Genomic DNA, 21,216 nt, shown 5'->3' with positions numbered 1-21,216 from the left:
CGGCCGGGTCGCCCCGGCCGTTTCCAACGCTTCAGCTAGCGTGCGCCGCGATCAGAACTGATAGCGGAAGCCCAGCTGCAGCGACCACTGCGACACGCCGGTGTTGAAGCCGTCGGCGTCGGCATTGGCAGCCGTCGGCTGGTCGGTGTACAGGGTGTTGTACACGTACTTGCCCTGGTAGATGCCCTGCAGGTTGGCGACGCGGGCGTCGGCGTAGAAGCCGTAGTCGTAGATCCGGCCCCACTTCTTGTTCAGCAGGTTGCCCACGTTCTGGATGTCCAGCCAGACCTCGGACTTGTGGCCCTTGAAGAAGCCCGGCAGCTGCTGGGTGATGCGCACGTCGAAGGTGTTGATCCAGCCGGAACGGAAGCCGTTGGCCGGGGCGTAGCTGCCGGCGTACTTGGCCAGCTGCGGGTTCTTGGCCAGCCAGTCGAAGAACTGCTGCTGCAGCGCCGGGTTGGCGGTGAACGCACCGGTGTTGCTCAGCGTGCCGAACAGCACGTCGCCCGGGCCCTTCGGCACGTAGAACAGGTCGTTGGTCGAACGGCCGTCGCCGTTGGCGTCGCCGTTGAACACGTAGCTGTACGGACGGCCGCTGCGGCCTTCGTAGACCAGGCCCACGCGGGTCTCGTAGTCGCCGAAGAACATGTGCTTCCAGTCCAGCGAGCCGGAGATCCGGTCCTTGATCTCGTAGCGCGAGGTGTTCTCGGTTTCCGAGTTGGCGTTGAAGGCGTACTGGTAGCCCCAGCCCGAGCTGGCGGTGGAGCTGGTCAGCGAACCGACTTCGGTGGCGTGGGTGTAGGTGTAGCCCAGGGTCCAGGACCAGTCGCCGCCTTCGCTGAACGGCTTGGACAGCGACACGGTGAACTGCTGGGTCTTGCCCTTGTCGGTGTTGTCGATCAGGTAGACGTCGCTATACGCCGGATTGCGGTTGTAGCGGTTGTTGCCAGCGGCCCACGGACGACCGGTCTGCGCCGGGTTCCAGTACAGCGCGCGGCCATCCGGACCGTAGTAGGCCGGGCTCGGATCCTGCCCCGGGGTGACACGACCGATGTTCAGGCTCTTGTAGTACAGGCCGTTGTTGACCTTGGTCACCAGCAACTCGGCCGAGGCGACGATGCCGTACCACGGCAATTCGTGGTCCAGGGCCAGGTTGGCCTTGTACAGCGACGGCAGCTTGAAGTCCTTGCCGACGAAGCTCACGCCCTGGGTCGCGGAACCCGGCGTGGTCGGCACCGGCTGGGTGTCCTTGTTGGCGCTGAACCGCAGACGGGGATCGTAGGTGGTGAAGCTGTAGGCGTTGTAGTTGAAGCCGGTATTGGAGTAGCTGTTGCCGATCCACACCTGCGGCGCATCGCCCTGGAACAGGCCCACGCCACCGCGCAACTGGGTCGGACGGTCGGTGTCGAAGGTGTAGTTGAAGCCGACGCGCGGCTGGATCAGGAAATCGCCATTGAAGATCTTGCTGTTGTCGTAGCCGAACACCGCCTGCGCACCGGCGTTGTAGGTCGGATCCGGGCTCACCTTCGCGCGATCGCCACGCAGGCCCAGGGTCAGGGTCAGGTTGTTGTTGACGTACCAGGTGTCCTGCACGAACAGGCCGAGGTTGCTGTTCTTGTAATCGGCCGCGATCGAACCCGGGCTACGCTCCTGGTTGAGCTGGTACGAGCTCCAGCGGCCGCTGGCGAAGTTGTCCAGGCCGAAGAAGGTGTACACGCCCCAGGTGTTGCGGCCGTACAGGTTGTAGATGTCGTTGGTGCTGTAGTCGACGCCGAACTTCAGGTTGTGGTTGTCCAGGGTCAGGGTGCCCGCACCGTAGTAGTTCCAGGTCTTGGTGGTGAGGATGTTGCCCTGCGAGTTGGTCTCGGTACCCAGGAACAGCACGTCGCCGGACGGCTGGGCGACCGTACCGTCGAAGTACACGGCGATGCTCGGCGCATTGGTCGGCACCACGCGGATCGCGGAGTAGTCGCGGTAGGACACCTTGAACTCGGTGGAGAAGTTCTCGGACCAGTCGCTGAACAGCTGGCCGACGTAGCTCTCGACGGACTTCTCGTGCTGGTACCAGTACGAGCTCAGCGAGGCCTGGCTGGAGTTGCCGGCACCATTGATGCGCAGCTTGCTCTGGTCGAGCTTGCTGTAGCGGAAGCTGGCGCGGTGGTTGTCGCTGATGTTCCAGTCCAGCTTGAGCGCGTATTCCTTCAGGTCGGTGTTGCCGTCGCTGTCCAGGGTGCCGGCGTCGAAGCCGTAGTTCTTGGCGATCTGCTGGGCGCGGGTCACGTCGGCCATGCCGTACTTGGCGTTGGCCTTGCCCAGCGCGGTGCTGCCCAGGTCGAGGCCCGGCGCGTCCTGCTGGAACTTCTCGTAGTTGGCGAAGAAGAACAGCTTGTCCTTGACGATCGGGCCGCCGAAGGTCGCGCCGTAGGTCTTCTCCTTGGTGAAGCCATTGAACTTGCTGCCGTCCGGGTTGTCGCCGAACCAGTCGCCATCGCGATAGCTGCCGTACACCGAACCGTGGAACTCGTTGGTACCGGACTTGGTCACCGCGTTGACGGTGGCGCCGGCGGCGCTGGCGATGCTGACGTCGTAGTTGGACAGGTTGACGTCGATGGCTTCGATCGCCTCCATCGACACCGGCTGACGCCGGGTGGTCATGTTGTTGCCTTCCAGGCCGAAGGTGTCGCTGGCCGAGACGCCGTCGATGTTGATCGAGTTGTAGCGCGGGTTCAGGCCGCCGGCGCTGATCGTGCCCGAGGCGCGATCGACGAAGGCCACGCGCGGATCCAGGCGCATGTAGTCCTGGATGTTGCCGTTGATCGACGGCAGCGCTTCGATCTGCTCGCGGCCGACGTTGGTGCCCGACCCCATCTTGGTGGCGCTGAACACTTCCGAGCCACTGGCGATGGCGACCGCGTTGACCGTCTCCAGCGTGGTCGGCGCAGCCATGTCGCCGGTCAGGTCGGCGTTGATGGTGGCGTTCTGGTTGACGCTCAGGTACACGCCGTCTTCGGTCTTGGTGCCGTCACCCGACTTGGTGATGGTGATGCTGTACGGACCGCCGACGCGCAGGCCGCGCGCGTTGTAGCGACCGGCGGCATCGGTGGTGGCGCGGCTGACCGTGCCCGACTCGACGTGGGTGATGGTCACCTCGGCGCCGGCGACCGGCTGGCCGCCGTGGGTCACCACACCGCCGACACCGGCGGAGGTGCTCTGGGCGAACACCGGCGCCGCGGCCAGCGCCGCAACGAGGCCCAGAGTGAGCTTGGACATCCGCAGACGGGGTTGAATCATTGCAATAGCCTCGATGGAGTTTGACGAAATGCGCATGGCAGGCCGTGCGGGATACGGACGCACGGCCGCGGAATGAGGGGGCTGGTCACCCTTGCCGATTCCCCGCAAGGGTTAACATGAGTTTAACACCATAGGGCCAATTTGTTGCCAAACCGTGACAGCGCGGCACAAGCGGACATCAGAAGACGTCGATCCCAGTCCTGGCGGGCTTCGGCGACAACGCCGGGACAGGCACGGAAGGCCGCCCGGGACCGCCGCCGGCCACGCCCCCCCTACCCGTGCCGCCTGAGGGGGCAGCAGCAAGCAGCCTGGCGTGCTCGAAGCGAGGCCCGCCCGGGGCCAGCGCGCCGTCCCCACGGCGCCCGACTCGGCCGCGATGCAACCTCAGCCGGCGACCGGCAGCTTCAGATAAGCGCTGAGCCCGTCCAGGAACATCTGCACCGAGATCGCCACCAGCAGCATGCCCATCAGCCGCTCGACCGCGGTCAGCACGCGCATGCCGAGCAGCTTGTACAGCAGCGTGCCGGAGAACAGCAGGGCCGAGGTCGCCAGCCAGGCCAGGATCAGCGCCAGGCTCCATTCGCCCAGCCGAGTCGGCTCGTTGCTGCCCATCAGCATCACCGCGGCCATGCCGGAAGGGCCGGCGACCAGCGGGATGGCCAGCGGCACGATGAAGGGCTCGCCGTCGGGAATTTCGCCCATCAGCCCTTCCGGGCGCGGGAAGATCATGCGGATGCCGATCAGGAACAGCACGATGCCGCCGGCGATCGCCACCGACTCCTGACGCAGGTGCATCACTTCCAGGGCGTACTTGCCGCCCCACAGGAAGCCCATCAGCACGCCCAGCGCGATCAGCAGTTCGCGCGCCAGCACGACGCGCTGGCGCCGCGCCGGCAGCGGCTTGAGCACGCTGAGGAATACCGGGATGTTGCCCAGCGGGTCGAGGATCAGGAACAGCAGCAGCGCTGCCGACAGGATGGTCATGCCAGGGGATTCCAGATTGCGCCGCGGTGCGCGGCGCCGGCGGGCGACAGCAGGTCGACGCAGGCGCCGGCGTAGCGTGCCGGATCGACCGCGTCGCGGTCTTCTTGATGGGTGTAGGCGCGGGCGCGCAAGGCGGTGCGCATCGGCCCCGGCTGCAGGCCGGACACGCGCACGCGCGAGGCGGCCAGCTCGCCGTGCAGGCTCGCCAGCAGGCCGCGGCGGCCGTGCTGGGCCGCGCCGTAGCCGCCCCAATAGGCCTGGCCGACCCGCGCCGGATCGTCCACCGCGAACACGATCGCGGCATCCTCGGCCTGTCGCAGCAACGGCAGGCAGGCCTGGGTCAGCCAGGCCGCGGCGGTCAGGTTGACGTGGATGGCGCGCGCGAACTGGGCCGGATCGGCATGCTCGAACGGGGTCAGCCCGGCGAAGTCGGCGGCGCAGTGCAGCAGCCCGTCCAGGCGGCCGAGCTCGCCCTGCAGGCGCTCGGCCAGGGTCGCGTAGTCCGGCGGAGTGGCGCCGAGCAGGTCCAGCGGGTACAGCAGCGGCGCGGCGCCGACCGCGGCGATCGCGTCGTAGACGCGGTTCAAGCGTGCCGGCTTGTGCCCGAGCAGGACCACGGTGGCCCCCGCCTGGGCGCAGGCCAGCGCCGCAGCGCTGCCGAGCCCGCCGGCGGCGCCGCTGACCAGGACCACCCGCTGCGCCAGCGCGCCGGCCTGCGGCGACGCAGGCGCACTCACGACTGGTAGGCCTCGGTCACGATGCGCTGCAACTCGCCGGACTCGAACAGCTCCATGGTGATGTCGCAGCCACCGATCAGCTCGCCATGGATGAACAGCTGCGGGAACGTCGGCCAGTTCGAGTAGCGCGGCAGATTGGCACGGATCTCCGGCTCGTCGAGCACGTTGACGGTGTGCAGGCGGTCGGCGCCGGCGGCCAGCAACGCCTGCAACGCGCGGCTGGAAAAGCCGCACATCGGGTACTGCGGCGTGCCCTTCATGAACAACACGATGGGATGGCGTTCGACGTCGGCCTGGATGCGCTCCATCACCTGCATGCGGGTTCTCTCCTGCTGGGGCGAAAGAACGACCTTGGCGGTCGGCTAGACTCTCGCGTAGCCGCATAGTGTAAGCCCTGCGCGCGGCAGTACCGCGACGCGCGCCCGAAACCGCCAGAGGATCCATGCCCATCGAACTCGCTCCCCTGCCCTACGCCGCCGCGGCGCTGGCCCCGCACCTGTCCGCCGCCGCGGTGGAACAGCACCACGGCCAGCACCAGCGCGCGTTGGTGGAACGGCTCAATGCGCGGCTCGTCGGCAGCGACCTGGCCGAGCTGGCGCTGCCGGACCTGCTGCGGCGCGCGCAGGGCCGGCTGTTCCAGGAAGCGGCCGAGGTCTGGAATCACGAGTTCTACTGGCGCGGCCTGCGCCCGCGCGGCGGCGGCGAACCGGGCGGCGCGCTCGGCGAGCGCCTGACCAGGAGTTTCGGCGACGTGGCGCGGTTCAAGGCCGAGTTCGAGCGCATGGCCCTGGCGCTGTTCGGTTCGGGCTGGGTGTGGCTGGTGCAGCGTCCCGACGGCAACCTGGCCGTGGTCAGCACCGCCAACGCCGGCACCCCGCTGACCGGCGACGACACGCCGCTGCTCGGCTGCGACGTCTGGGAACACGCTTACTACATCGACCATCCCGGCGACCGCGCGCGCTATCTGCAGGCGTTCTGGAAACTGGTCAATTGGGAGTTCGCAGCGTCCAATCTGCGTTGAGCCGGGATTGGAGATTCGGGATTTGGGATTCGCAGTTGCCTGGCCCAGGCGTCGCCTGGGCCGCGTGCTGCAGACTCAGCGCTCGCCGCGCAGGGCGGCGATCACCGGGGCGACCTGGGCCTCGCGCTGCAGTTGCGCGCCCACGGTCTGCAGGGCCAGCGCCAGCGCCTCCGGCGTGTCCTCGCGCAGGGTGGCGTGGCCGACCTTGCGGCCTTCGCGCGGCTGCTTGCCGTAGTCGTGCCAATGCCCGCCGGGCTGCGCCAGGACCGGTGCGGCGTCGGGCATCGCGCCGATCCAGTTGAGCATGCAGGCATGGCCACGCATGCGCGTGGAGCCCAGCGGCAGCCCCAGCACCGCGCGCAGGTGGTTCTCGAACTGCGAGGTCTCCGCGCCTTCGATGGTCCAGTGGCCGGAGTTATGCACGCGCGGGGCCATCTCGTTGGCCAGCAGTTCGCCGTCGCGGCAGAACAGTTCCAGCGCGAACACGCCCACATACTGCAGGCGTTCGGCCAGGGCACGCGCATGCGCCACCGCCGCCTGCTCCAGCGCGGCATCGGCCTGCGTCGGCGCCAGGCTGGCCGACAGCACGCCGTGCACATGCCAGTTCTCGGTCAGCGGCCAGGTGCGGAACTCGCCGTCGCGGCCGCGCACCGCCACCACGCTGACCTCGCGCTGGAACGGTACGAACGCCTCGGCGATCAGGCCGACGCTGGCCGCCTGCGCGCCCAGCGCCGCCCAGGCCGCATCGGCGTCGGCGGCGGAGGCGATGCGGAACTGGCCCTTGCCGTCGTAGCCAAGCCGGCGGGTCTTGAGGATGCACGGCGTGCCGACCTGCGCCAGCGCCGCATCCAGATCGGCGCGGGTGTCGATCGCGGCGAACGCCGGCACGGGAACGCCGAGCTCGCGGAACAGGGTCTTCTCGGCCAGGCGATCCTGCGCCACGGCCAGCGCATCCGGGCTCGGGAACACCGGCACCTGCCCAGCCAGGGCAGCCGCGCTATCCGCGGGCACGTTCTCGAAATCGAAGGTCGCCACGTCGACCGCGTCCGCGAACGCGGCCAGCGCGGCTCGGTCGCCATAGTCGCCGACCCGCAGCGGCGCGACCTGTCCGGCGCAGGCATCGGCTGCCGGATCCAGCAGCGCGAAGCGCAGGCCCAGCGGCACGCCGGCCACCGCCATCATCCGTGCCAACTGCCCCGCCCCCAGAATGCCGACGGTGGTCATTGGCGCGGATCGTCCTTGGCCATCACGTCGTCGGTCTGGCGCTGACGGAACTCGCCCAGCGCGGCACCGATCTCAGCGTGGTCGTGGGCCAGCATCGCCGCGGCGAACAGCGCGGCGTTGGCCGCGCCGGCATTGCCGATCGCGAAGGTGGCCACCGGGATGCCGGCCGGCATCTGCACGATCGACAGCAGCGAGTCCATGCCGTTGAGCGCCTTGGACTGCACCGGCACGCCCAGCACCGGAACCGCGGTCTTGGCCGCGAGCATGCCCGGCAGGTGCGCGGCGCCGCCAGCGCCGGCCACGATCGCGCGCAGGCCGCGCCCAGCCGCTTGCTCGGCATAGGAGAACAACACGTCGGGGGTGCGGTGCGCCGACACCACCTTCACTTCATAGGGCACACCCAGCGCATCGAGTTTCTGCGCCGCATGCTGCATGGTCTCCCAGTCGGAGCGGGAACCCATCACGATGCCGACGAGCGGCGCGGTTTGCTTGGAGGTCATGGCCGTCCCCTGCCTTAAAGACGTATTCTAGCCGTCTTCCACGCAAGACGAAGACCGGATGGACCGCAAACTGCTCGACCTGCTGTGCTCGCCCGACACCCGCCAACCGCTGGCGCTGCTGGAGGCGCGCGGCCTGGAGGCGCTGAACCGCGCCATCGCCGCCGGCGGCGTGCAGCGCGCCGATGGCAGTGCGCAGGCGCAACCGCTGCGCGAAGCCCTGATCACCCGCGACCGCAAGCAGGTGTTCCGCGTCGACGACGGCATCCCGGTGCTGCTGGCCGAAGAGGCCATCGGCACCGCCCAGCTCGCCGACTTCCCGGCCAAATGAGCCGCGACATGGCGCCGCCGCAGGCGCCCGCCGCGGAGCTGATCGCCGCCGATGTCGCGCGTGCGCTGGCCGAGGATCTCGGCAGCGGCGACGTCACCGCCGCGCTGCTGCCCGACCGCGCCGACAGCGCCTACCTGCTGTGCAAGCAAGACGCGGTGATCGCCGGCCGCCCCTGGTTCGACGCCTGCCACCAGGCGCTGGATCCGCAGGTCCGCATCGACTGGCATGTGAGCGAAGGCCAGCGCGTGGCCGCCGGCACGGTGCTGGCGTTGCTGCACGGGCGCAGCCGCGCCCTGGTCAGCGCCGAGCGCGCCTCGCTGAACTTCCTGCAGACCCTGTCGGCCACCGCCACGGCCACCGCCGCCTACGTGGCCGCGGTCGCCGGCACCGGCGCGCGCATCCTGGACACGCGCAAGACCCTGCCCGGCCTGCGCCTGGCGCAGAAGTACGCGGTGCGCTGCGGCGGCGGCAGCAACCACCGCATCGGCCTGTACGACACGGTGATGCTCAAGGAAAACCACATCCACGCCGCCGGCTCGCTGCCTGCGGCGGTGGCCGCCGCGCGCGCGCAGTGGCCGGCGCTGCCGCTGGTGGTCGAGGTGGAAACCCTGGAGCAACTGCGCGAAGCGCTGCAGGCCGGCTGCGATCGCATCCTGATCGACGACTTCACTGCGGAACAGCGCCGCGACGCGGTGGCGATCGCCGCGGCCGCACCATTCAATCGCGCGATTCCGCTGGAAGTCTCCGGCGGCGTCGACCTGGAGGCGGTGCGCGCGATCGCGCAGGACGGCATCGACTGCATCTCCATCGGCGCACTCACCAAGCATGTGCAGGCCGTGGATCTGTCGCTGAAACTCGGAACGCCGCCGCAGTAGGCGGCCAGATCGCGCGACGAGGCGACCGCGCGCCCTTTCCACACCCGCGGCGAATGCGGATACATCCCGTGCGTGCATGTCCGCACGCATGGCCCAGTCGCGACGTTGCTCGTTTCCACCCCGCTGGGTGAGTCCCACCACCCCAAGGGTAACCGCCAAGCGCCTGATCCGCCGGCAACGCGCCAGCCAGCACGGCGCGATCTGCCCGGATCGCGCCGCACGCCCTACACTTCACGGCCTCGCCGACGCCGCTCTGCGACGCTGCGCGCTTCCCCGTCCCCACCGAGTTCGCCGATGTTCCGCCCCTGGTTCGCGCTGCTGTGTGTCGCCGCCCTGTTTCCCGCCGGCCGCGCCGCGGCCGCGGAAGTCTGCGATCTGCCGCCGCGCTTCGGCCTGACCCCGGCGGCGGTGGCGATCGTGCGCACCGCCTGCAACGAGCACCGGCTGTGGTGGCGCCCGTTCATCGATCGCGACGGCCGCCTGGCCGGCCTGCGCGTCACCGAGGCCGAGCGCGCCGACCTTGCCGACGACGGCATCGAAGCCTGGCAGCGCGTCGCCGCCTACTGGCGCGACAGCGGCACGCTGGGCGCGATGGGCCGCTTCGACGGTGCCGAGAGCTGCCAGCAGTTGGACGGGTCGCGCTACCGCGAGAACGACTGCCGCGCCTTCATCGTCGACAACCCGTGGTCGGCAGCCTTCGTGTCCTACGTGATGGTGCGCGCCGGCGTGGCCGGCTTCCACACCTCGATCCGGCATATCGACTACATCCGCGCCGCCTACCAGGCCGGCGCCGACGGCCTGCCCTATCGCTTTGCCGACCCGCAGCAGGAAAAGCCTGCCCCCGGCGATCTGCTGTGCTTCCTGCGCGGACGCCGGCAGCCGGTCGGCACCGCCGGCCTGCGCGAGGCGCTGGCGCGCGGCCGCCCGCTGCCGTGGGAATCGCATTGCGACATCGTGGTCGCGGCCAATGTCGGCGGCGACCAGACCCTGTACCTGATCGGCGGCAACGTGTTCAACGCGGTGACCATGCGCAAGCTCAAGCTGGACCGCAGCGGGCGCCTGCAACTGGATGCGCCGCTGGCGCAGGACCAGAACGACGAAGGCGCCGCACTCGAATGCACGCCCGGCCACGAGGAACTGTGCGACTTCAATCGCCAGGACTGGTCGGCCCTGCTGAAGCTGCAACCGCAGGCGCAGGTGCTGCTGCCGCCCGCCCCGACCGATCCCGCCGCCGCGCCGATGACGACGCCCGCCGCGCCCGCGGCCAGTGCGGTCCCCGGCACGCCCGCCGCCCCGCAGGCACCGCCCGCACCACCCACCGGCCCGAACACGCCGGCGGCGGCATCCCCCATACCCAGCGCGACACCAGCAGCGCCGCACCCCACCGCGCCCACCGGCAACCAGGCACCCAAGACCGAACCGCAGTCACAGCCACAGCGCTAAGGCGTATTCGTCCAATCGCAACGCCAGGGCGCCTCTCAACACCGGGAGTCCGGCGGACGCACACCGCGCGTCATCAATGCATGCAGGTGCCTCGCTCAGGACCATGACGGGGAACGGAGGCGTCCGTCAGCCGCTGCACCTCGCTCCAAGACATCTACGAGCAGCGCGCGAGGCGCAGCTCTCGCAAATCCCCATTCCCGATTGCCCACCCACCAGCGCCTCGCTACAGTGGCGCCATGCCCAGCCTGATCCTGTTGATGATCGCCGGCGCCGCGGTGTTCGCGTTCTGGAACGCCTCGCGTGCGGCCGCCGAACGCGCCGAAATCCTCGGCCGCAACGCCTGCAAGGCCGCCGACGTGCAGTGGCTGGACCAGAGCGTGCACGGCACCGGCCTGCGCCTGCGGCGCCTGCCCAACGGCTGGCTCGGCTTCGAGCGCAGTTTCCGCTTCGACTATTCCTACGATGGCACCGACCGCCACAGCGGGCGCCTGGTGCTGCTCGGCGATCAGCTGATCGCGTTCACCGGGCCGTCGGTCGCCAGCGTGAGCAGCCTGCAGGAAGCCCGCGCGCAGCGCGACTGAGCCGTGCACCACGGCCGCGCACCGATGCCGGTACCGATGGCGTGCGGCGTGTCGGGCGACAGCGAAGCTGAGTGCGCGGGCGATACGCATGCCACATGCAATCGACGGCGAATGCAGGAGCGGCTTCAGCCGCGATGGGCGTTACCGGCAAGCCCGTCGCGGCTGAAGCCGCTCCTGCGACAGAACAACGCGGTGCGCGGCGCGCGATTACCGAAAACGCCAACGCTTGGATGGGTGAAGCGCAGCCACCGAGGCCGCGCATCGACTAATTACTTGACCACGCGCAGGCGCGGCCGCTTGCCGGCGTCGTCGGAACCGCCCGGCCGCGGCGGTGGCGGGGTGTCGTCGCCCGGCGGCTCGCTGGCGCCATGGATGTCGTCCGGCAGCGCCATGCCCTGCCCGGTTTCGCGTGCATAGACCGCCAGCACCGCGGACATCGGCACCTGCACCGGGTAGCTGACGCCGCCGAAGCGGGCGGTGAAGCTGACCCCGTCGTTGTCGATCTGCAGACGCACCACCGCACGCTCGGCGATGTTCAGCACCACCCGCCCGTCCTTGACCGCGCTCGGCGGCACCTGGACGCCGGGCAGGCCCGCATCCACCAGAATGTGCGGGGTCATGCCGTTGTCGTTGATCCATTCCACCAGCGCCCGCAGCAGGTACGGGCGATGGCTGGTCATGCGGGAAGTGTCGTCGCTCATGCGCCCATTCTACGTGCCGGCGCGCAATGCCGGTACAGCTCGGAAGACAATGGAGACGGTGCGGCGGACAGCATCATGCCGGCAGGTCGCGCAGTTTCTTTTCCTGATCGGTCAGGCTGCGGATGAACCCCGGATTGCGGAAGATGCGGTTGCCGTAATCCTCGATCGCCTTGCCGTCTTTCGGCAGCGGGATGTCCAGCGCCTGCAGGCGCCAGATGATCGGCGCCATCGCGCAGTCGGCCAGGCTCATCTCCGGATTGAGGAAGAACTTGCTGGCCTTGAACAGCGGCACCGACGCGGTCAGCAGCTCCTTCAGGCGCTTGCGCCCGGCTTCGGCCTGCGCCTTGTTGCCGAGCTGGATCGCCTGCACCTGCGGCACCCAGTCGTGCTCGATGCGCAGCATCGCCAGGCGCAGGCGCGCGCGCGAAAGCGGGTCGACCGGCATCAGCGGCGGATGCGGATAGCGCTCGTCCAGGTACTCGCTGACCACCGAGGCGGCGTACAGCACCAGCTCGCGCTCGACCAGGGTCGGCACCGAGTGGTAGGGATTCAGGTCGATCAGGTCTTCCGGCGGATTCTGCGGATCCACCGCCACGAAATCGTAGGTCACGCCCTTGGCCGCGAGCACCAGGCGGACGCGGTGGCACAGGACATCATCCGTGGAGGAAAACAACGTCAAGGTATTTCGCATGCGCAAACTCGCCGCCATTCAAGGCTCTCCGACGGCCGGAATCCGCCGGCCGCATCGACGCCGCCCGCACATTGCGGACGGTCGTCACGGCCCCTGAGTGTGCAACCCTCGCTCACAAAAGCCAATAGGATGAACAGGGGATCGGCTCAGCAACGGTGCAGCCGGGACGCGGCCGAAACGGCCGCGACTCAATGCACGTCCTTCCAGTATTCCTTCTTCAGCAGATAGGCCAGGAAGGTCAGCAGCGCCAGGAACAGCACCACCCACACGCCCAGGTTCTGCCGCTTCAGCGCCGCCGGCTCGCCGGCGTATTCGAGGAAATTGCTGATGTCGCGCACCGTCTGGTCGAACTCGACCGGGCTCTGCTTGCCCGGCGTCGCCAGTTGCAGCCGCTCCACCGGCTTGTCCACGCCCGGCTGCTCGGCCTTGCCGTAGACCGGCTGCTGCAGGCCCTGCAGGTCCCACAGCGGATTGGGCATGGAGGCGTTGGCGAACAGCTTGTTGTTCCAGCCCAGCGGCCGCGACTGGTCGAGATAGAACGACTTGAGGTATGTGTAGACCCAGTCGGTGCCGCGCACGCGGGCGATCAGGCTCAGGTCCGGCGGCGCCTTGCCGAACCATTTGGTCGCCGCATCGTGCGGCATCGCCGTCTCGATGTGTTCGCCGATCTTGGCGCCGGTGAAGTTGAGGTTGTGCATCACCTCGTCCTCGCTCAGGCCCAGATCCTCGGCCATGCGCTGGTAGCGCAGGTACTTCAGCGAATGGCAGCCGGAACAGTAGTTCATGAACAGCTTGGCGCCGCGCTGCAGCGAGGCGCGGTCGCCCAGGTCGTTGCCGGCCTGCAGGGTGGCGGCACCCTCGGCGGCCATGGCCGAGGCGGACAGCAGCAGGGCCGACGCGAAGCCGGCGAGCACGGCGATCAGGCGCTTAGTCATGGCTGCTCACCCGCTCCGGCACCGGCTTGGTTCGATCCAGCGAGGTCCATATCGGCATCGTCAGGAAGAAGGCGAAATACAGCACGGTCAGCACGCGGCCGATGTAGGTCTCGATGATCTCGGTACCGGGGCCGGAACCGATCACGCCGAGCCAGACGAAGCACACCGCAAGAATCCCCAGCATCACCCGCGAGATCCAGCCGCGGTAGCGGATCGACTTGACCTTGGCGCGATCCAGCCACGGCACCAGGAACAGGATCGCGATGGCCGAGAACATCACCAGCACGCCGCCAAGCTTGTTCGGCACCACCCGCAACATCGCGTAGTACGGGGTGTAGTACCAGACCGGCTTGATGTGCTCCGGCGTCACCAGGCGGTTGGCCTCGGTGAAGTTGTCGTGCTCCAGGAACAGGCCGCCGAAGCCGGGCGCGAAGAAGATGATAAAAGCGCCGATCATCAGCAGGAAACCGACGCCGACCAGGTCCTTGACCGTGTAGTACGGATGGAACGGGATGCCGTCGGCCGGCTTGTTCGGGCTCCAACGGTTGCCCTTGGGCCCCTTCTTGATCTCCACGCCGTCGGGATTGTTGGAACCGACCTCGTGCAGCGCGCCCAGGTGCAGCACCACCAGCAGCAGCAGCACCAGCGGCAGGGCGATCACGTGCAGGGCGAAGAAGCGGTTGAGGGTGGCGTCGGACGGCAGGTAATCGCCCATGATCCACTCGGTCAGGCCGTTGCCGATCACGGGGATCGCGCCGAACAGCGAGATGATCACCTTCGCGCCCCAGAACGACATCTGCCCCCAGGGCAGCACGTAGCCCATGAAGGCTTCGGCCATCAGCACCAGGTAGATCAGCATGCCCAGGATCCACACCAGCTCGCGCGGCTTCTTGTAGCTGCCGTACATCAGCCCGCGGAACATGTGCAGGTACACCACGATGAAGAACAGCGAGGCGCCGGTGGAGTGCATGTAGCGGATCAGCCAGCCCCACTCGACGTCGCGCATGATGTACTCGACCGAGTTGAACGCCTCGGCCGCGCTGGTCTTGTAGTGCATCGTCAGGAAGATGCCGGTGACGATCTGGTTGACCAGCACCACCATCGCCAGCGAGCCGAAGTAGTACCAGAGGTTGAAGTTCTTCGGCGCGTAGTACTCGGTGACGTGCTTGCGGTAGAACGGCATCAGCCCGGGAGCGCGCTCGTTGACCCAGTCGAACACGTTGCCCGCGGTGCGGGTGAGGATGTTGTCGGCCATGACTTACGCCCCTCCCTTCGCGGACGCGCTCGGGTCCACGCCGATCACCAGCGTGTTGTCGTCCTGGTAGTGGTGCGGCGGCACCAGCAGGTTGATCGGCGCCGGCACGCCCTGGAACACGCGGCCGGACATGTCGAAGCGCGACTTGTGGCAGGGGCAGAAATAGCCGCCCTTCCAGTCGGGGTCGTAGGGTTCGGGGCGGATCTCGGCGACCATTTCCGGCGAGCAGCCCAGATGGGTGCACAGGCCGACCAGTACCGAGACGTCGGGCTTGATCGAGCGGTACTCCGGATTCTTCAGCACGTAGTCCGGCTGCTGGTCCTTGTTGGTGGACTCCGGATCCTTGAGCCGGCTGTCCAGCGACGGCAACGCATCGAGCATCGCCTTGGAGCGCTTGACGATCCAGATCGGCTGGCCGCGCCATTCCAGGATCAGGCGCTGCCCTTCCTGCAGGGCGCTGATGTCGGCGGTGACCGGCGCGCCGGCCAGCTTGGCCTTTGCGCTCGGATTCCAGGACTTGATGAAAGGAACCGCGACGAACCCCGCACCGACCGCGCCCACGACGGACGTGGTGGCGGTGAGAAAGCGGCGGCGTCCTACATTTACAGAATCGTTGACCCCATCGTTGGCCATCCGGCACTCCGATCTGTGATTGGGTAGCGTGAGGCTGCCAGCAGCTCGGTGGGGGTCGAGCCGCACTGAATCCACTGCAGTGTAGCGGAACCCTTAACGCGCCGACAATGGACGTGCAACGCCTCCTGCCGGGCCGCGGCGACGGCTCAATGCGCGGTCGCCAGCACGCCGCGGTAGCGCTCGGCGAGCACGCCCACCCGCTGCACGTAGCGTTGGGTCTCGCTGTACGGCGGCACCCCGCCGTGTTTGTCTACCGCGCCTTCGCCAGCGTTGTAGCCGGCCGCGGCCAGACTGAGGTTGCCGTTGAAGCGCTTCAGCAGCCACGCCAGGTACTGCACGCCGCCGCGAATGTTTTGCGCTGCATCAAACGAATCGCTGACGCCGAAGCGGCGCGCGGTCGGCGGCATCAACTGCATCAGCCCCTGCGCACCGGCGCGGCTGAGGGCCGTCGGGTTGTAGGCGGACTCGGCGTGGATGATGGCGCGCACCACCGCTTCGTCGACACCGTACTCGCGCGCGGCGGCGGCGATCTCGCTCTGGTAGGCGGTGGTGTTCAGGCGCACCGCACCGAAGTTGACCCCCGGGTTGGCGCAGGCATAGCAGGTTTCCATGAAGCTGTAGCGGATCGTGCGCACCGCGCCGAGATTGGCGACCTGGGTCGGACGCGCACTGGTGTAGTGGCGCACGCCGTCCTTCATGTACGAATACAGCTGACCGCTGACCAGACGCCGTGGCGCGCCACTGCTGCTGGGCGACACCGGGGCGACCCGGTTGGGCACGGCGTTGGCGGTCACCGGGGCCGGGGCGGCGACCGGCGCGCTGATCAGGGTGGCCGGCGCCACGGTGCCGGCGCTGGCGATGACGCCGCGGCTGGGCGGCCGCTCGGTGCTGGCCCTGGCCGGCGCAGGGGCGGCCCGCGCGGCGCGGCGGTCGGGGGTGTAGCGGCCGATCACGCTGCAGCTGGCGCCGGACACGCGCTTGCTGCCGTAGCTGGGCACGCCGTCGTTGCCGGTGCACTTGTACAGGGTGCCGGCGCTGGCCGGCGCAGCCGTCAACGTGGCGAGTCCCAGCCCCAGGAGCCACAGCATCCCCTTCATGGCGGCGAGTGTCCCAACTTCCCCGCCGCTTGCCAAGTCCGCACCGTCCGGGGCTGGAGCAGCGCCGGGCGGCCAGTGCGCCCTCCCCGTCCGTATCACCTACTCCACCGGTGCCGGCTCCGGCACCTGCTCCAGCAACGCGTTCAGCACCCCGCGCAGCGCCGTCCGCACCTCGGCCGTGGCCTCCAGACCTGCGAACGGCACGCCGATGGTCAGCAATTGCGCCGCCAGCCACGGCACGGCGTCGGCCAGCAGCGACAGCCGGCAGTGGCCGTCGGCCTCGTCCTGCAGGGTGCCGCACCACATTGGAATGCGCGCCCCCAGCTCGGCGGCGCTGCCACGCAGCCGCACACTGAGGGCAAAACCCATCGCCTGCGGGCTGTAGCGGATCGCCGCGTCGACCATGGCCGCCGGTTCCTGCGGCGGCAGGCGCAACGCCACCGCCGCGCCGAGCTGCAAGGGCGGCACGATGCGTTCGGCGCGGAAGGTGCGCCAGTCGGCACGATCGCGGTCCCAGGCCAGCAGGTACCAGCGGCGGCCGGCGTTGACCAGGCGCAAGGGCTCGACCAGCCGCTCGCTGGCGCGCCCGGAATGGTCGCGGTAGGCGAAACCGAGCAGGCGCCGGTCGCGGCAAGCGCTGGCGACCCCGATCAGCACCCGCGTGTCCGGCCGTAGCGGGTCCTGGCCCAGCGCCAGGGTCGCCCCCTGCAAGGCCTCGGCGCGCTGCCGCACCCGCGTCGGCAGCAGCGGTTCGAGCTTGGCCAGCACCCGCACCGCGGTGTCCTCCAGGCCGGCCATGCTGGCGCAGGCCGCGCGCAGCGCCACCGCGACCGCCACCGCCTCGTCCTCCTCGAACAGCAGCGGCAGCATCTGCGCGCCGGCCGCCAGCCGGTACCCGCCGCCGACCCCGGCCGCGGCCTCCACGGCGTAGCCCAGCGCGCGCAGCCGCTCCACGTCGCGGCGCAGGCTGCGCCGGTCCACACCGAGCCGCGCGGCCAGTTCGGCGCCGGACCACAGCCGGCGGGTCTGCAGCAGGGCGATCAGGCGCAACAGGCGGGCGGCGGGCGATGACATCGGCGCACGCTATTGCGGACAGGATCTGTCCGCAATGGGGTCTAGGGTGTTCGCACCGACCAGCCAGGAGCCGCCCATGACCAGCGACCGCCACATCACCCTGTTCCACAACCCGCATTCGCGCTCGCGCGGCGTGCTGATCCTGCTCGAGGAACTGGGCGCCGATTACGCCATCGAGCGCATCGACTTCGATCGGCAGGCGCAACTGGCGCCGGACTACCTGGCGATCAACCCGATGGGCAAGGTGCCGACGATCGTGCACGCCGGCGCGGTGGTGACCGAGCAGGGCGCGATCTACCCCTATCTGGCCGACCTGTATCCCGAGGCCGGGCTGGCACCGCCGATCGGCGACCCGCTGCGCGGCCCCTACCTGCGCTGGCTGGCGTTCTACGGCGCCTGCTTCGAACCGGCCCTGGTCGACCGCGCGCTCAAGCGCGAGCCGCCACCGCGGGCGATGTCGCCTTACGCCGACTGCGACACCGTGCTGGCGGTGGTGGACGCGCAACTGGCGCGCGGCGACTACCTGCTCGGCGCGCGCTGCAGCGCCGCCGACGTGCTGTGGGGCAGCGCGCTGGGCTGGATGCTGCAGTTCGGCCTGCTCGACCCGCCGGCGCCGACCCGCGCCTACGCCGAGCGCATGGCGGCGCGGCCGGCGGTGCAGCGCGCGCTGGCGGTGGATGCCGCCGCGGGCTAGCGTCCTGCGCTGGCGCGCAGGCAGGGGTAAACTAGCCGGCTTCCTTTCCACCCGCCTGGATTAAGCGCCATGCCCGGGACCGTCCTGCATCCCCTGCCCTCCGCCGGCACCGCCGCCGCACCCGCGCCGGTGCGCGGCAAGCTGTACATCAAGACCCACGGTTGCCAGATGAACGAGTACGACTCGGCCAAGATGGCCGACGTGCTCGCCGCGTCCGAAGGCCTGGAGCTGACCGACAACCCCGAAGAAGCGGACGTGGTCCTGGTCAACACCTGCTCGATCCGCGAGAAGGCGCAGGAGAAGGTGTTCAGCCAGCTCGGCCGCTGGAAGGCGCTGAAGGCCGGCGGCAAGCCGGTGATCATCGGCGTCGGCGGCTGCGTGGCCTCGCAGGAAGGCGAGGCGATCGTCAAGCGCGCGCCCTACGTGGACCTGGTGTTCGGCCCGCAGACCCTGCACCGGCTGCCGGAGCTGATCCGCGCGCGCCGCGAATCGGGCAAGTCGCAGGTGGACATCAGCTTCCCCGAGGTCGAGAAGTTCGACCGCCTGCCGGAACCGCGTGCCGAAGGCCCCTCGGCCTTCGTGTCGATCATGGAAGGCTGCTCCAAATACTGCTCGTTCTGCGTGGTGCCCTACACCCGCGGCGAGGAGATCAGCCGCCCGTTCGAGGACGTGCTGGTGGAAGTCGCGCAACTGGCAGCGCAAGGCGTGCGCGAGATCAACCTGCTCGGCCAGAACGTCAACGCCTACCGCGGCCCCTACGCCGACGCCGAGGCCGGCGAGGAAGCGCAGTACGCGGACCTGGGCCTGCTGATCCGCAGCATCGCGCAGATCGAGGGCATCGGCCGCATCCGCTTCACCACCTCGCATCCGCTGGAATTCAGCGACTCGCTGGTGGAGGCCTACCGCGACGTGCCGCAGCTGGCCAACTATCTGCACCTGCCGGTGCAGGCCGGCAGCGACCGCATCCTCAGCGCGATGAAGCGCGGCTACACCGCGCTGGAGTTCAAGCAGAAGATCCGCAAGCTGCGCGCGGTGCGCCCGGACATCTCGATCAGCTCGGACTTCATCGTCGGTTTTCCCGGCGAGAGCGACGCCGACTTCGACAAGACCATGAAGCTCATCGAGGACGTGGGCTTCGACCAGAGCTTCTCCTTCATCTACTCGCGGCGCCCGGGCACGCCCGCCGCCGACCTGGAAGACGACACGCCCGAGGCGGTCAAGCACGCGCGGCTGGCGCGGTTGCAGGCGCACATCAATGCGCATGCGCAGCAGATCTCGCAGGGGATGATCGGCAGCGTGCAGACCGTGCTGGTGGAAGGACCGTCGAAGAAGAACACGGCCGAGCTGACCGGCAAGACCGAGAACATGCGCTCGGTGAACTTCCCCGGCCACCCGCGCCTGATCGGCCAGTTCGTCGAGGTGACGATCACCGAGGCGCTGAGCAATTCGCTGCGCGGCCGCCTGCACCTGGCCGAGGACGACGCCGCGGCCTGAGCGGCGCCGGGCGCGCGCTAGTCGAGCGCGCTGAGGAAGCGCTCGCCGCGCGGGCCGATCTGCACCACCCGCGAATCCGGCACGCGCAGGGCCAGGCCGGTGTCGAGGAGATACCGGAGCAAGGCGCTGCCCAGCGCACCGGCAACGTGGTCGCGGCGCTCGCTCCAGTCCAGGCACGGCCGGCACAGCGGCCGCCGCGACGCACGCAGCGCCGCCACGTCGATGCCGATCGCCGCGCACCAGGCGGCGCCGGATGCGCTCAAGGCCATGCCGTCGCTGCACAGCAGATGCCCGCGCGCTTCCATCTGTTGGCGCCAGCGGATCGCCAGTTCGCCGGCAAGGTGGTCGTAGCACACCCGCGCCCGGCGCAGGCCGGGATCCGCCGGGCCGACCCGCCGCGTCATCGGCGGCGGCGCCAGTCCCATCATCGCCTCGACCACCGCGGCGACGTCTGCGCCGGCCAGACGGAAATAGCGGTGTCGCCCTTGGCGCGCCACCGCGAGCAAGCCGGCTTCGACCAGTTGCGACAAGTGCCGGCTCGCAGTCGACGGCGCCACCGCGCCGTCCAGCGCCAGTTCGCTGGCAGTGCGCGCCTGTCCGCTCATCAACGCCGCCAGCATGCGACTGCGCGCCGGGTCGCCGAGCAGAAAGGCGGCACGTGCAAGCAGGGTGTCTTCGCTCATGCTTCGATTCTAGACGAAGCATGCCGCCACGCTGGCGCCTACCTTGCGTGCTCCCCACATGAGGCAGGCGCATGACCGACACGCTGCACCACTACGCTTCGCAGTTGCGCTGGACCGGCAACCGCGGCAACGGCACCGCCGACTACAGCCACTATGGCCGCGACTACACGCTGCAGATTCCCGGCAAGGCGGCACTGCCAGGCAGCGCCGACCCGCTCTTCCTCGGCGATCCGGCGCTGCACAATCCGGAAGACCTGTTCGTCGGCGCTCTCGCCGCCTGCCACATGCTCACCTACCTGGCCCTGTGCGCGCATGGCGGCATCCAGGTGCTGGCCTACGAGGACCAGGCCCAGGGCTGGCTGGAGATGCGCCCCGGCCACGGCGGACGCTTTCGCGAGGTGGCGCTGGCGCCGCGCGTGACCATCGCGGCGGACAGCGACGCGCACCGCGCACAGGCCTTGCACGCACAGGCCCACGCGCAGTGCTTCATCGCCAACAGCTGCGCCATGCCGGTGCGTTGCGAGGCGACGATCGTGCGCCCGGGCGAGCCGCCGGAGGCCGCGCGATGAAGGACGTCGAAATCCACCTCGAAGACCGCCCCGGCGCTCTGTCCGCCATGGCCCAGGCACTCGGCGCGGCCGGCATCAGCATCGAAGGCGGGGGCGTGTGGCGCGTGGACGGGCGCGCGGTGGCGCACTTCCTGTTCGATGCCGCCGCACCGGCAAGCGAGGCCTTGCGCGCGCACGGTTTGCACGTGGCCGCCGAACACCCGGTGGTGAGCCTGCGCCTGGACCAGGACACGCCGGGACAGCTCGGCCTGCTGACCGGCATGCTCGGCGCCGCCGGCATCAACATCGCCGTGCAGTACAGCGACCACCACGGGCACCTGATCCTGGTCGTGGACGACCCCGGCGGTGCACGCGCGATTGCGGACGCCTGGATGCAGGCGCGCGACGCGCGGCGTTGAGACGGCGC

Annotated in this window: 23 protein-coding genes; 9 read left to right on the top strand and 14 right to left on the bottom strand. The window is 69.3% G+C overall.

All coding sequences use genetic code 11. From position 1 onward, the window contains the following. Window positions 1–51: 51 nt before the first annotated feature. From RAB70_RS11385 to grxD, 4 genes are all read right to left on the bottom strand, one after another. Window positions 52–3,270, bottom strand: a complete 3,219-nt coding sequence (locus RAB70_RS11385) for a TonB-dependent receptor (protein WP_148829303.1) — start codon at window positions 3,268–3,270, stop codon at window positions 52–54. A 405-nt stretch (window positions 3,271–3,675) separates the two neighbouring features. Further along, a complete protein-coding gene (locus RAB70_RS11380; protein WP_017907241.1) occupies window positions 3,676–4,275 on the bottom strand; it encodes a MarC family protein in 600 nt (199 codons plus the stop codon). Continuing rightward, window positions 4,272–5,012: an SDR family NAD(P)-dependent oxidoreductase gene (locus RAB70_RS11375; RefSeq protein ID WP_148829293.1), complete on the bottom strand. Its 741-nt coding sequence runs from the start codon at window positions 5,010–5,012 to the stop codon at window positions 4,272–4,274. The genes RAB70_RS11380 and RAB70_RS11375 overlap by 4 nt, the downstream gene beginning before the upstream one ends. Continuing rightward, window positions 5,009–5,329 carry a Grx4 family monothiol glutaredoxin gene (grxD, locus tag RAB70_RS11370; protein ID WP_010342114.1) on the bottom strand — a complete coding sequence of 107 codons (321 nt, stop codon included), beginning with the start codon at window positions 5,327–5,329 and terminating at the stop codon, window positions 5,009–5,011. Before grxD ends, RAB70_RS11375 begins: the two co-directional genes overlap by 4 nt. A gap of 125 nt (window positions 5,330–5,454) precedes the next feature. Here grxD and RAB70_RS11365 point away from each other — a divergent pair, with 125 nt between their 5' ends. Further along, window positions 5,455–6,033 (top strand): superoxide dismutase, encoded by a 579-nt coding sequence (locus RAB70_RS11365; RefSeq protein ID WP_148829294.1) that lies wholly within the window; start codon window positions 5,455–5,457, stop codon window positions 6,031–6,033. 75 nt (window positions 6,034–6,108) lie between these two features. Here RAB70_RS11365 and RAB70_RS11360 read toward each other — a convergent pair whose 3' ends face one another. Both RAB70_RS11360 and purE read right to left on the bottom strand, forming a co-directional pair. Further along, the gene (locus tag RAB70_RS11360) at window positions 6,109–7,257 is read right to left on the bottom strand and encodes a 5-(carboxyamino)imidazole ribonucleotide synthase (RefSeq protein WP_148829295.1); all 1,149 of its coding nucleotides are present in this window, start codon (window positions 7,255–7,257) and stop codon (window positions 6,109–6,111) included. Next, window positions 7,254–7,757, bottom strand: a complete 504-nt coding sequence (gene purE, locus RAB70_RS11355; RefSeq protein WP_017909417.1) for a 5-(carboxyamino)imidazole ribonucleotide mutase — start codon at window positions 7,755–7,757, stop codon at window positions 7,254–7,256. Before purE ends, RAB70_RS11360 begins: the two co-directional genes overlap by 4 nt. A gap of 58 nt (window positions 7,758–7,815) precedes the next feature. Here purE and RAB70_RS11350 point away from each other — a divergent pair, with 58 nt between their 5' ends. The 4 genes from RAB70_RS11350 to RAB70_RS11335 all read left to right on the top strand — a co-directional run bounded on the left by RAB70_RS11350 (window position 7,816) and on the right by RAB70_RS11335 (window position 10,984). Continuing rightward, window positions 7,816–8,085, top strand: coding sequence for a Trm112 family protein (locus RAB70_RS11350; protein WP_010342118.1), 270 nt, complete (start codon window positions 7,816–7,818; stop codon window positions 8,083–8,085). Further along, a complete protein-coding gene (gene nadC, locus RAB70_RS11345) occupies window positions 8,082–8,960 on the top strand; it encodes a carboxylating nicotinate-nucleotide diphosphorylase (RefSeq protein WP_148829296.1) in 879 nt (292 codons plus the stop codon). Before RAB70_RS11350 ends, nadC begins: the two co-directional genes overlap by 4 nt. Before the next feature lie 294 nt (window positions 8,961–9,254). Further along, window positions 9,255–10,403 (top strand): DUF2272 domain-containing protein, encoded by a 1,149-nt coding sequence (locus RAB70_RS11340; protein ID WP_265531487.1) that lies wholly within the window; start codon window positions 9,255–9,257, stop codon window positions 10,401–10,403. Between the two features lie 236 nt (window positions 10,404–10,639). Continuing rightward, window positions 10,640–10,984, top strand: a complete 345-nt coding sequence (locus tag RAB70_RS11335; RefSeq protein ID WP_017908204.1) for a DUF3301 domain-containing protein — start codon at window positions 10,640–10,642, stop codon at window positions 10,982–10,984. 269 nt (window positions 10,985–11,253) lie between these two features. Here the strand turns inward: RAB70_RS11335 and RAB70_RS11330 are convergent, their stop codons facing one another. From RAB70_RS11330 to RAB70_RS11300, 7 genes are all read right to left on the bottom strand, one after another. Beyond that, the gene (locus tag RAB70_RS11330; RefSeq protein ID WP_017908205.1) at window positions 11,254–11,685 is read right to left on the bottom strand and encodes a ClpXP protease specificity-enhancing factor; all 432 of its coding nucleotides are present in this window, start codon (window positions 11,683–11,685) and stop codon (window positions 11,254–11,256) included. A 73-nt stretch (window positions 11,686–11,758) separates the two neighbouring features. Continuing rightward, window positions 11,759–12,394 (bottom strand): glutathione S-transferase N-terminal domain-containing protein, encoded by a 636-nt coding sequence (locus tag RAB70_RS11325; RefSeq protein WP_010342124.1) that lies wholly within the window; start codon window positions 12,392–12,394, stop codon window positions 11,759–11,761. A 170-nt stretch (window positions 12,395–12,564) separates the two neighbouring features. Beyond that, window positions 12,565–13,311: a cytochrome c1 gene (locus RAB70_RS11320; RefSeq protein WP_148828109.1), complete on the bottom strand. Its 747-nt coding sequence runs from the start codon at window positions 13,309–13,311 to the stop codon at window positions 12,565–12,567. Beyond that, window positions 13,304–14,566 (bottom strand): cytochrome bc complex cytochrome b subunit, encoded by a 1,263-nt coding sequence (locus RAB70_RS11315; RefSeq protein ID WP_017908207.1) that lies wholly within the window; start codon window positions 14,564–14,566, stop codon window positions 13,304–13,306. The genes RAB70_RS11320 and RAB70_RS11315 overlap by 8 nt, the downstream gene beginning before the upstream one ends. A 3-nt stretch (window positions 14,567–14,569) precedes the next feature. Further along, the gene (gene petA / locus RAB70_RS11310) at window positions 14,570–15,199 is read right to left on the bottom strand and encodes a ubiquinol-cytochrome c reductase iron-sulfur subunit (RefSeq protein ID WP_026143542.1); all 630 of its coding nucleotides are present in this window, start codon (window positions 15,197–15,199) and stop codon (window positions 14,570–14,572) included. Window positions 15,200–15,345: 146 nt separating this feature from the next. Next, window positions 15,346–16,296: a lytic transglycosylase domain-containing protein gene (locus RAB70_RS11305; protein ID WP_148828108.1), complete on the bottom strand. Its 951-nt coding sequence runs from the start codon at window positions 16,294–16,296 to the stop codon at window positions 15,346–15,348. A 99-nt stretch (window positions 16,297–16,395) separates the two neighbouring features. After that, window positions 16,396–17,370, bottom strand: a complete 975-nt coding sequence (locus RAB70_RS11300) for a YafY family protein (RefSeq protein ID WP_148828107.1) — start codon at window positions 17,368–17,370, stop codon at window positions 16,396–16,398. Window positions 17,371–17,446: 76 nt separating this feature from the next. Here RAB70_RS11300 and RAB70_RS11295 point away from each other — a divergent pair, with 76 nt between their 5' ends. Both RAB70_RS11295 and miaB read left to right on the top strand, forming a co-directional pair. Then, window positions 17,447–18,064 carry a glutathione S-transferase family protein gene (locus RAB70_RS11295; protein WP_148828106.1) on the top strand — a complete coding sequence of 206 codons (618 nt, stop codon included), beginning with the start codon at window positions 17,447–17,449 and terminating at the stop codon, window positions 18,062–18,064. 69 nt (window positions 18,065–18,133) lie between these two features. Next, window positions 18,134–19,558, top strand: coding sequence for a tRNA (N6-isopentenyl adenosine(37)-C2)-methylthiotransferase MiaB (gene miaB / locus RAB70_RS11290; protein ID WP_148828105.1), 1,425 nt, complete (start codon window positions 18,134–18,136; stop codon window positions 19,556–19,558). A gap of 17 nt (window positions 19,559–19,575) precedes the next feature. On the opposite strand, the gene RAB70_RS11285 is transcribed toward miaB, so the two are convergent. Further along, a complete protein-coding gene (locus tag RAB70_RS11285; protein WP_148828104.1) occupies window positions 19,576–20,241 on the bottom strand; it encodes a helix-turn-helix transcriptional regulator in 666 nt (221 codons plus the stop codon). 71 nt (window positions 20,242–20,312) lie between these two features. Between RAB70_RS11285 and RAB70_RS11280 the strand changes: the two genes are divergently transcribed. Together RAB70_RS11280 and RAB70_RS11275 are read left to right on the top strand one after the other, a co-directional pair. Beyond that, entirely contained in the window at window positions 20,313–20,810 is a 498-nt protein-coding gene (locus tag RAB70_RS11280) for an OsmC family protein (RefSeq protein ID WP_017911252.1), read from the top strand. Further along, complete coding sequence (locus tag RAB70_RS11275; protein ID WP_148828103.1) at window positions 20,807–21,208, top strand: ACT domain-containing protein; 402 nt, start codon at window positions 20,807–20,809, stop codon at window positions 21,206–21,208. Before RAB70_RS11280 ends, RAB70_RS11275 begins: the two co-directional genes overlap by 4 nt. The last annotated feature ends 8 nt before the right edge of the window (window positions 21,209–21,216 follow it).

The sequence above is a fragment of the Xanthomonas sontii genome, assembly GCF_040529055.1.
GTDB lineage: Bacteria > Pseudomonadota > Gammaproteobacteria > Xanthomonadales > Xanthomonadaceae > Xanthomonas_A > Xanthomonas_A sontii.
This window is presented reverse-complemented; position numbering and strand designations above follow the sequence as displayed.

Coding starts and splice junctions, on each gene's coding strand:
- RAB70_RS11380 (WP_017907241.1), bottom strand. CDS start 4,275: ATGACCATCCTGTCGGCAGCGCTGCTGCTGTTCCTGATCCTCGACCCG.
- nadC (WP_148829296.1), top strand. CDS start 8,082: ATGAGCCGCGACATGGCGCCGCCGCAGGCGCCCGCCGCGGAGCTGATC.
- purE (WP_017909417.1), bottom strand. CDS start 7,757: ATGACCTCCAAGCAAACCGCGCCGCTCGTCGGCATCGTGATGGGTTCC.
- RAB70_RS11315 (WP_017908207.1), bottom strand. CDS start 14,566: ATGGCCGACAACATCCTCACCCGCACCGCGGGCAACGTGTTCGACTGG.
- RAB70_RS11280 (WP_017911252.1), top strand. CDS start 20,313: ATGACCGACACGCTGCACCACTACGCTTCGCAGTTGCGCTGGACCGGC.
- RAB70_RS11320 (WP_148828109.1), bottom strand. CDS start 13,311: ATGACTAAGCGCCTGATCGCCGTGCTCGCCGGCTTCGCGTCGGCCCTG.
- RAB70_RS11350 (WP_010342118.1), top strand. CDS start 7,816: ATGGACCGCAAACTGCTCGACCTGCTGTGCTCGCCCGACACCCGCCAA.
- RAB70_RS11295 (WP_148828106.1), top strand. CDS start 17,447: ATGACCAGCGACCGCCACATCACCCTGTTCCACAACCCGCATTCGCGC.
- RAB70_RS11360 (WP_148829295.1), bottom strand. CDS start 7,257: ATGACCACCGTCGGCATTCTGGGGGCGGGGCAGTTGGCACGGATGATG.
- RAB70_RS11365 (WP_148829294.1), top strand. CDS start 5,455: ATGCCCATCGAACTCGCTCCCCTGCCCTACGCCGCCGCGGCGCTGGCC.
- petA (WP_026143542.1), bottom strand. CDS start 15,199: ATGGCCAACGATGGGGTCAACGATTCTGTAAATGTAGGACGCCGCCGC.
- RAB70_RS11300 (WP_148828107.1), bottom strand. CDS start 17,370: ATGTCATCGCCCGCCGCCCGCCTGTTGCGCCTGATCGCCCTGCTGCAG.
- miaB (WP_148828105.1), top strand. CDS start 18,134: ATGCCCGGGACCGTCCTGCATCCCCTGCCCTCCGCCGGCACCGCCGCC.
- RAB70_RS11285 (WP_148828104.1), bottom strand. CDS start 20,241: ATGAGCGAAGACACCCTGCTTGCACGTGCCGCCTTTCTGCTCGGCGAC.
- grxD (WP_010342114.1), bottom strand. CDS start 5,329: ATGCAGGTGATGGAGCGCATCCAGGCCGACGTCGAACGCCATCCCATC.
- RAB70_RS11325 (WP_010342124.1), bottom strand. CDS start 12,394: ATGGCGGCGAGTTTGCGCATGCGAAATACCTTGACGTTGTTTTCCTCC.
- RAB70_RS11385 (WP_148829303.1), bottom strand. CDS start 3,270: ATGTCCAAGCTCACTCTGGGCCTCGTTGCGGCGCTGGCCGCGGCGCCG.
- RAB70_RS11330 (WP_017908205.1), bottom strand. CDS start 11,685: ATGAGCGACGACACTTCCCGCATGACCAGCCATCGCCCGTACCTGCTG.
- RAB70_RS11335 (WP_017908204.1), top strand. CDS start 10,640: ATGCCCAGCCTGATCCTGTTGATGATCGCCGGCGCCGCGGTGTTCGCG.
- RAB70_RS11275 (WP_148828103.1), top strand. CDS start 20,807: ATGAAGGACGTCGAAATCCACCTCGAAGACCGCCCCGGCGCTCTGTCC.
- RAB70_RS11340 (WP_265531487.1), top strand. CDS start 9,255: ATGTTCCGCCCCTGGTTCGCGCTGCTGTGTGTCGCCGCCCTGTTTCCC.
- RAB70_RS11305 (WP_148828108.1), bottom strand. CDS start 16,296: ATGAAGGGGATGCTGTGGCTCCTGGGGCTGGGACTCGCCACGTTGACG.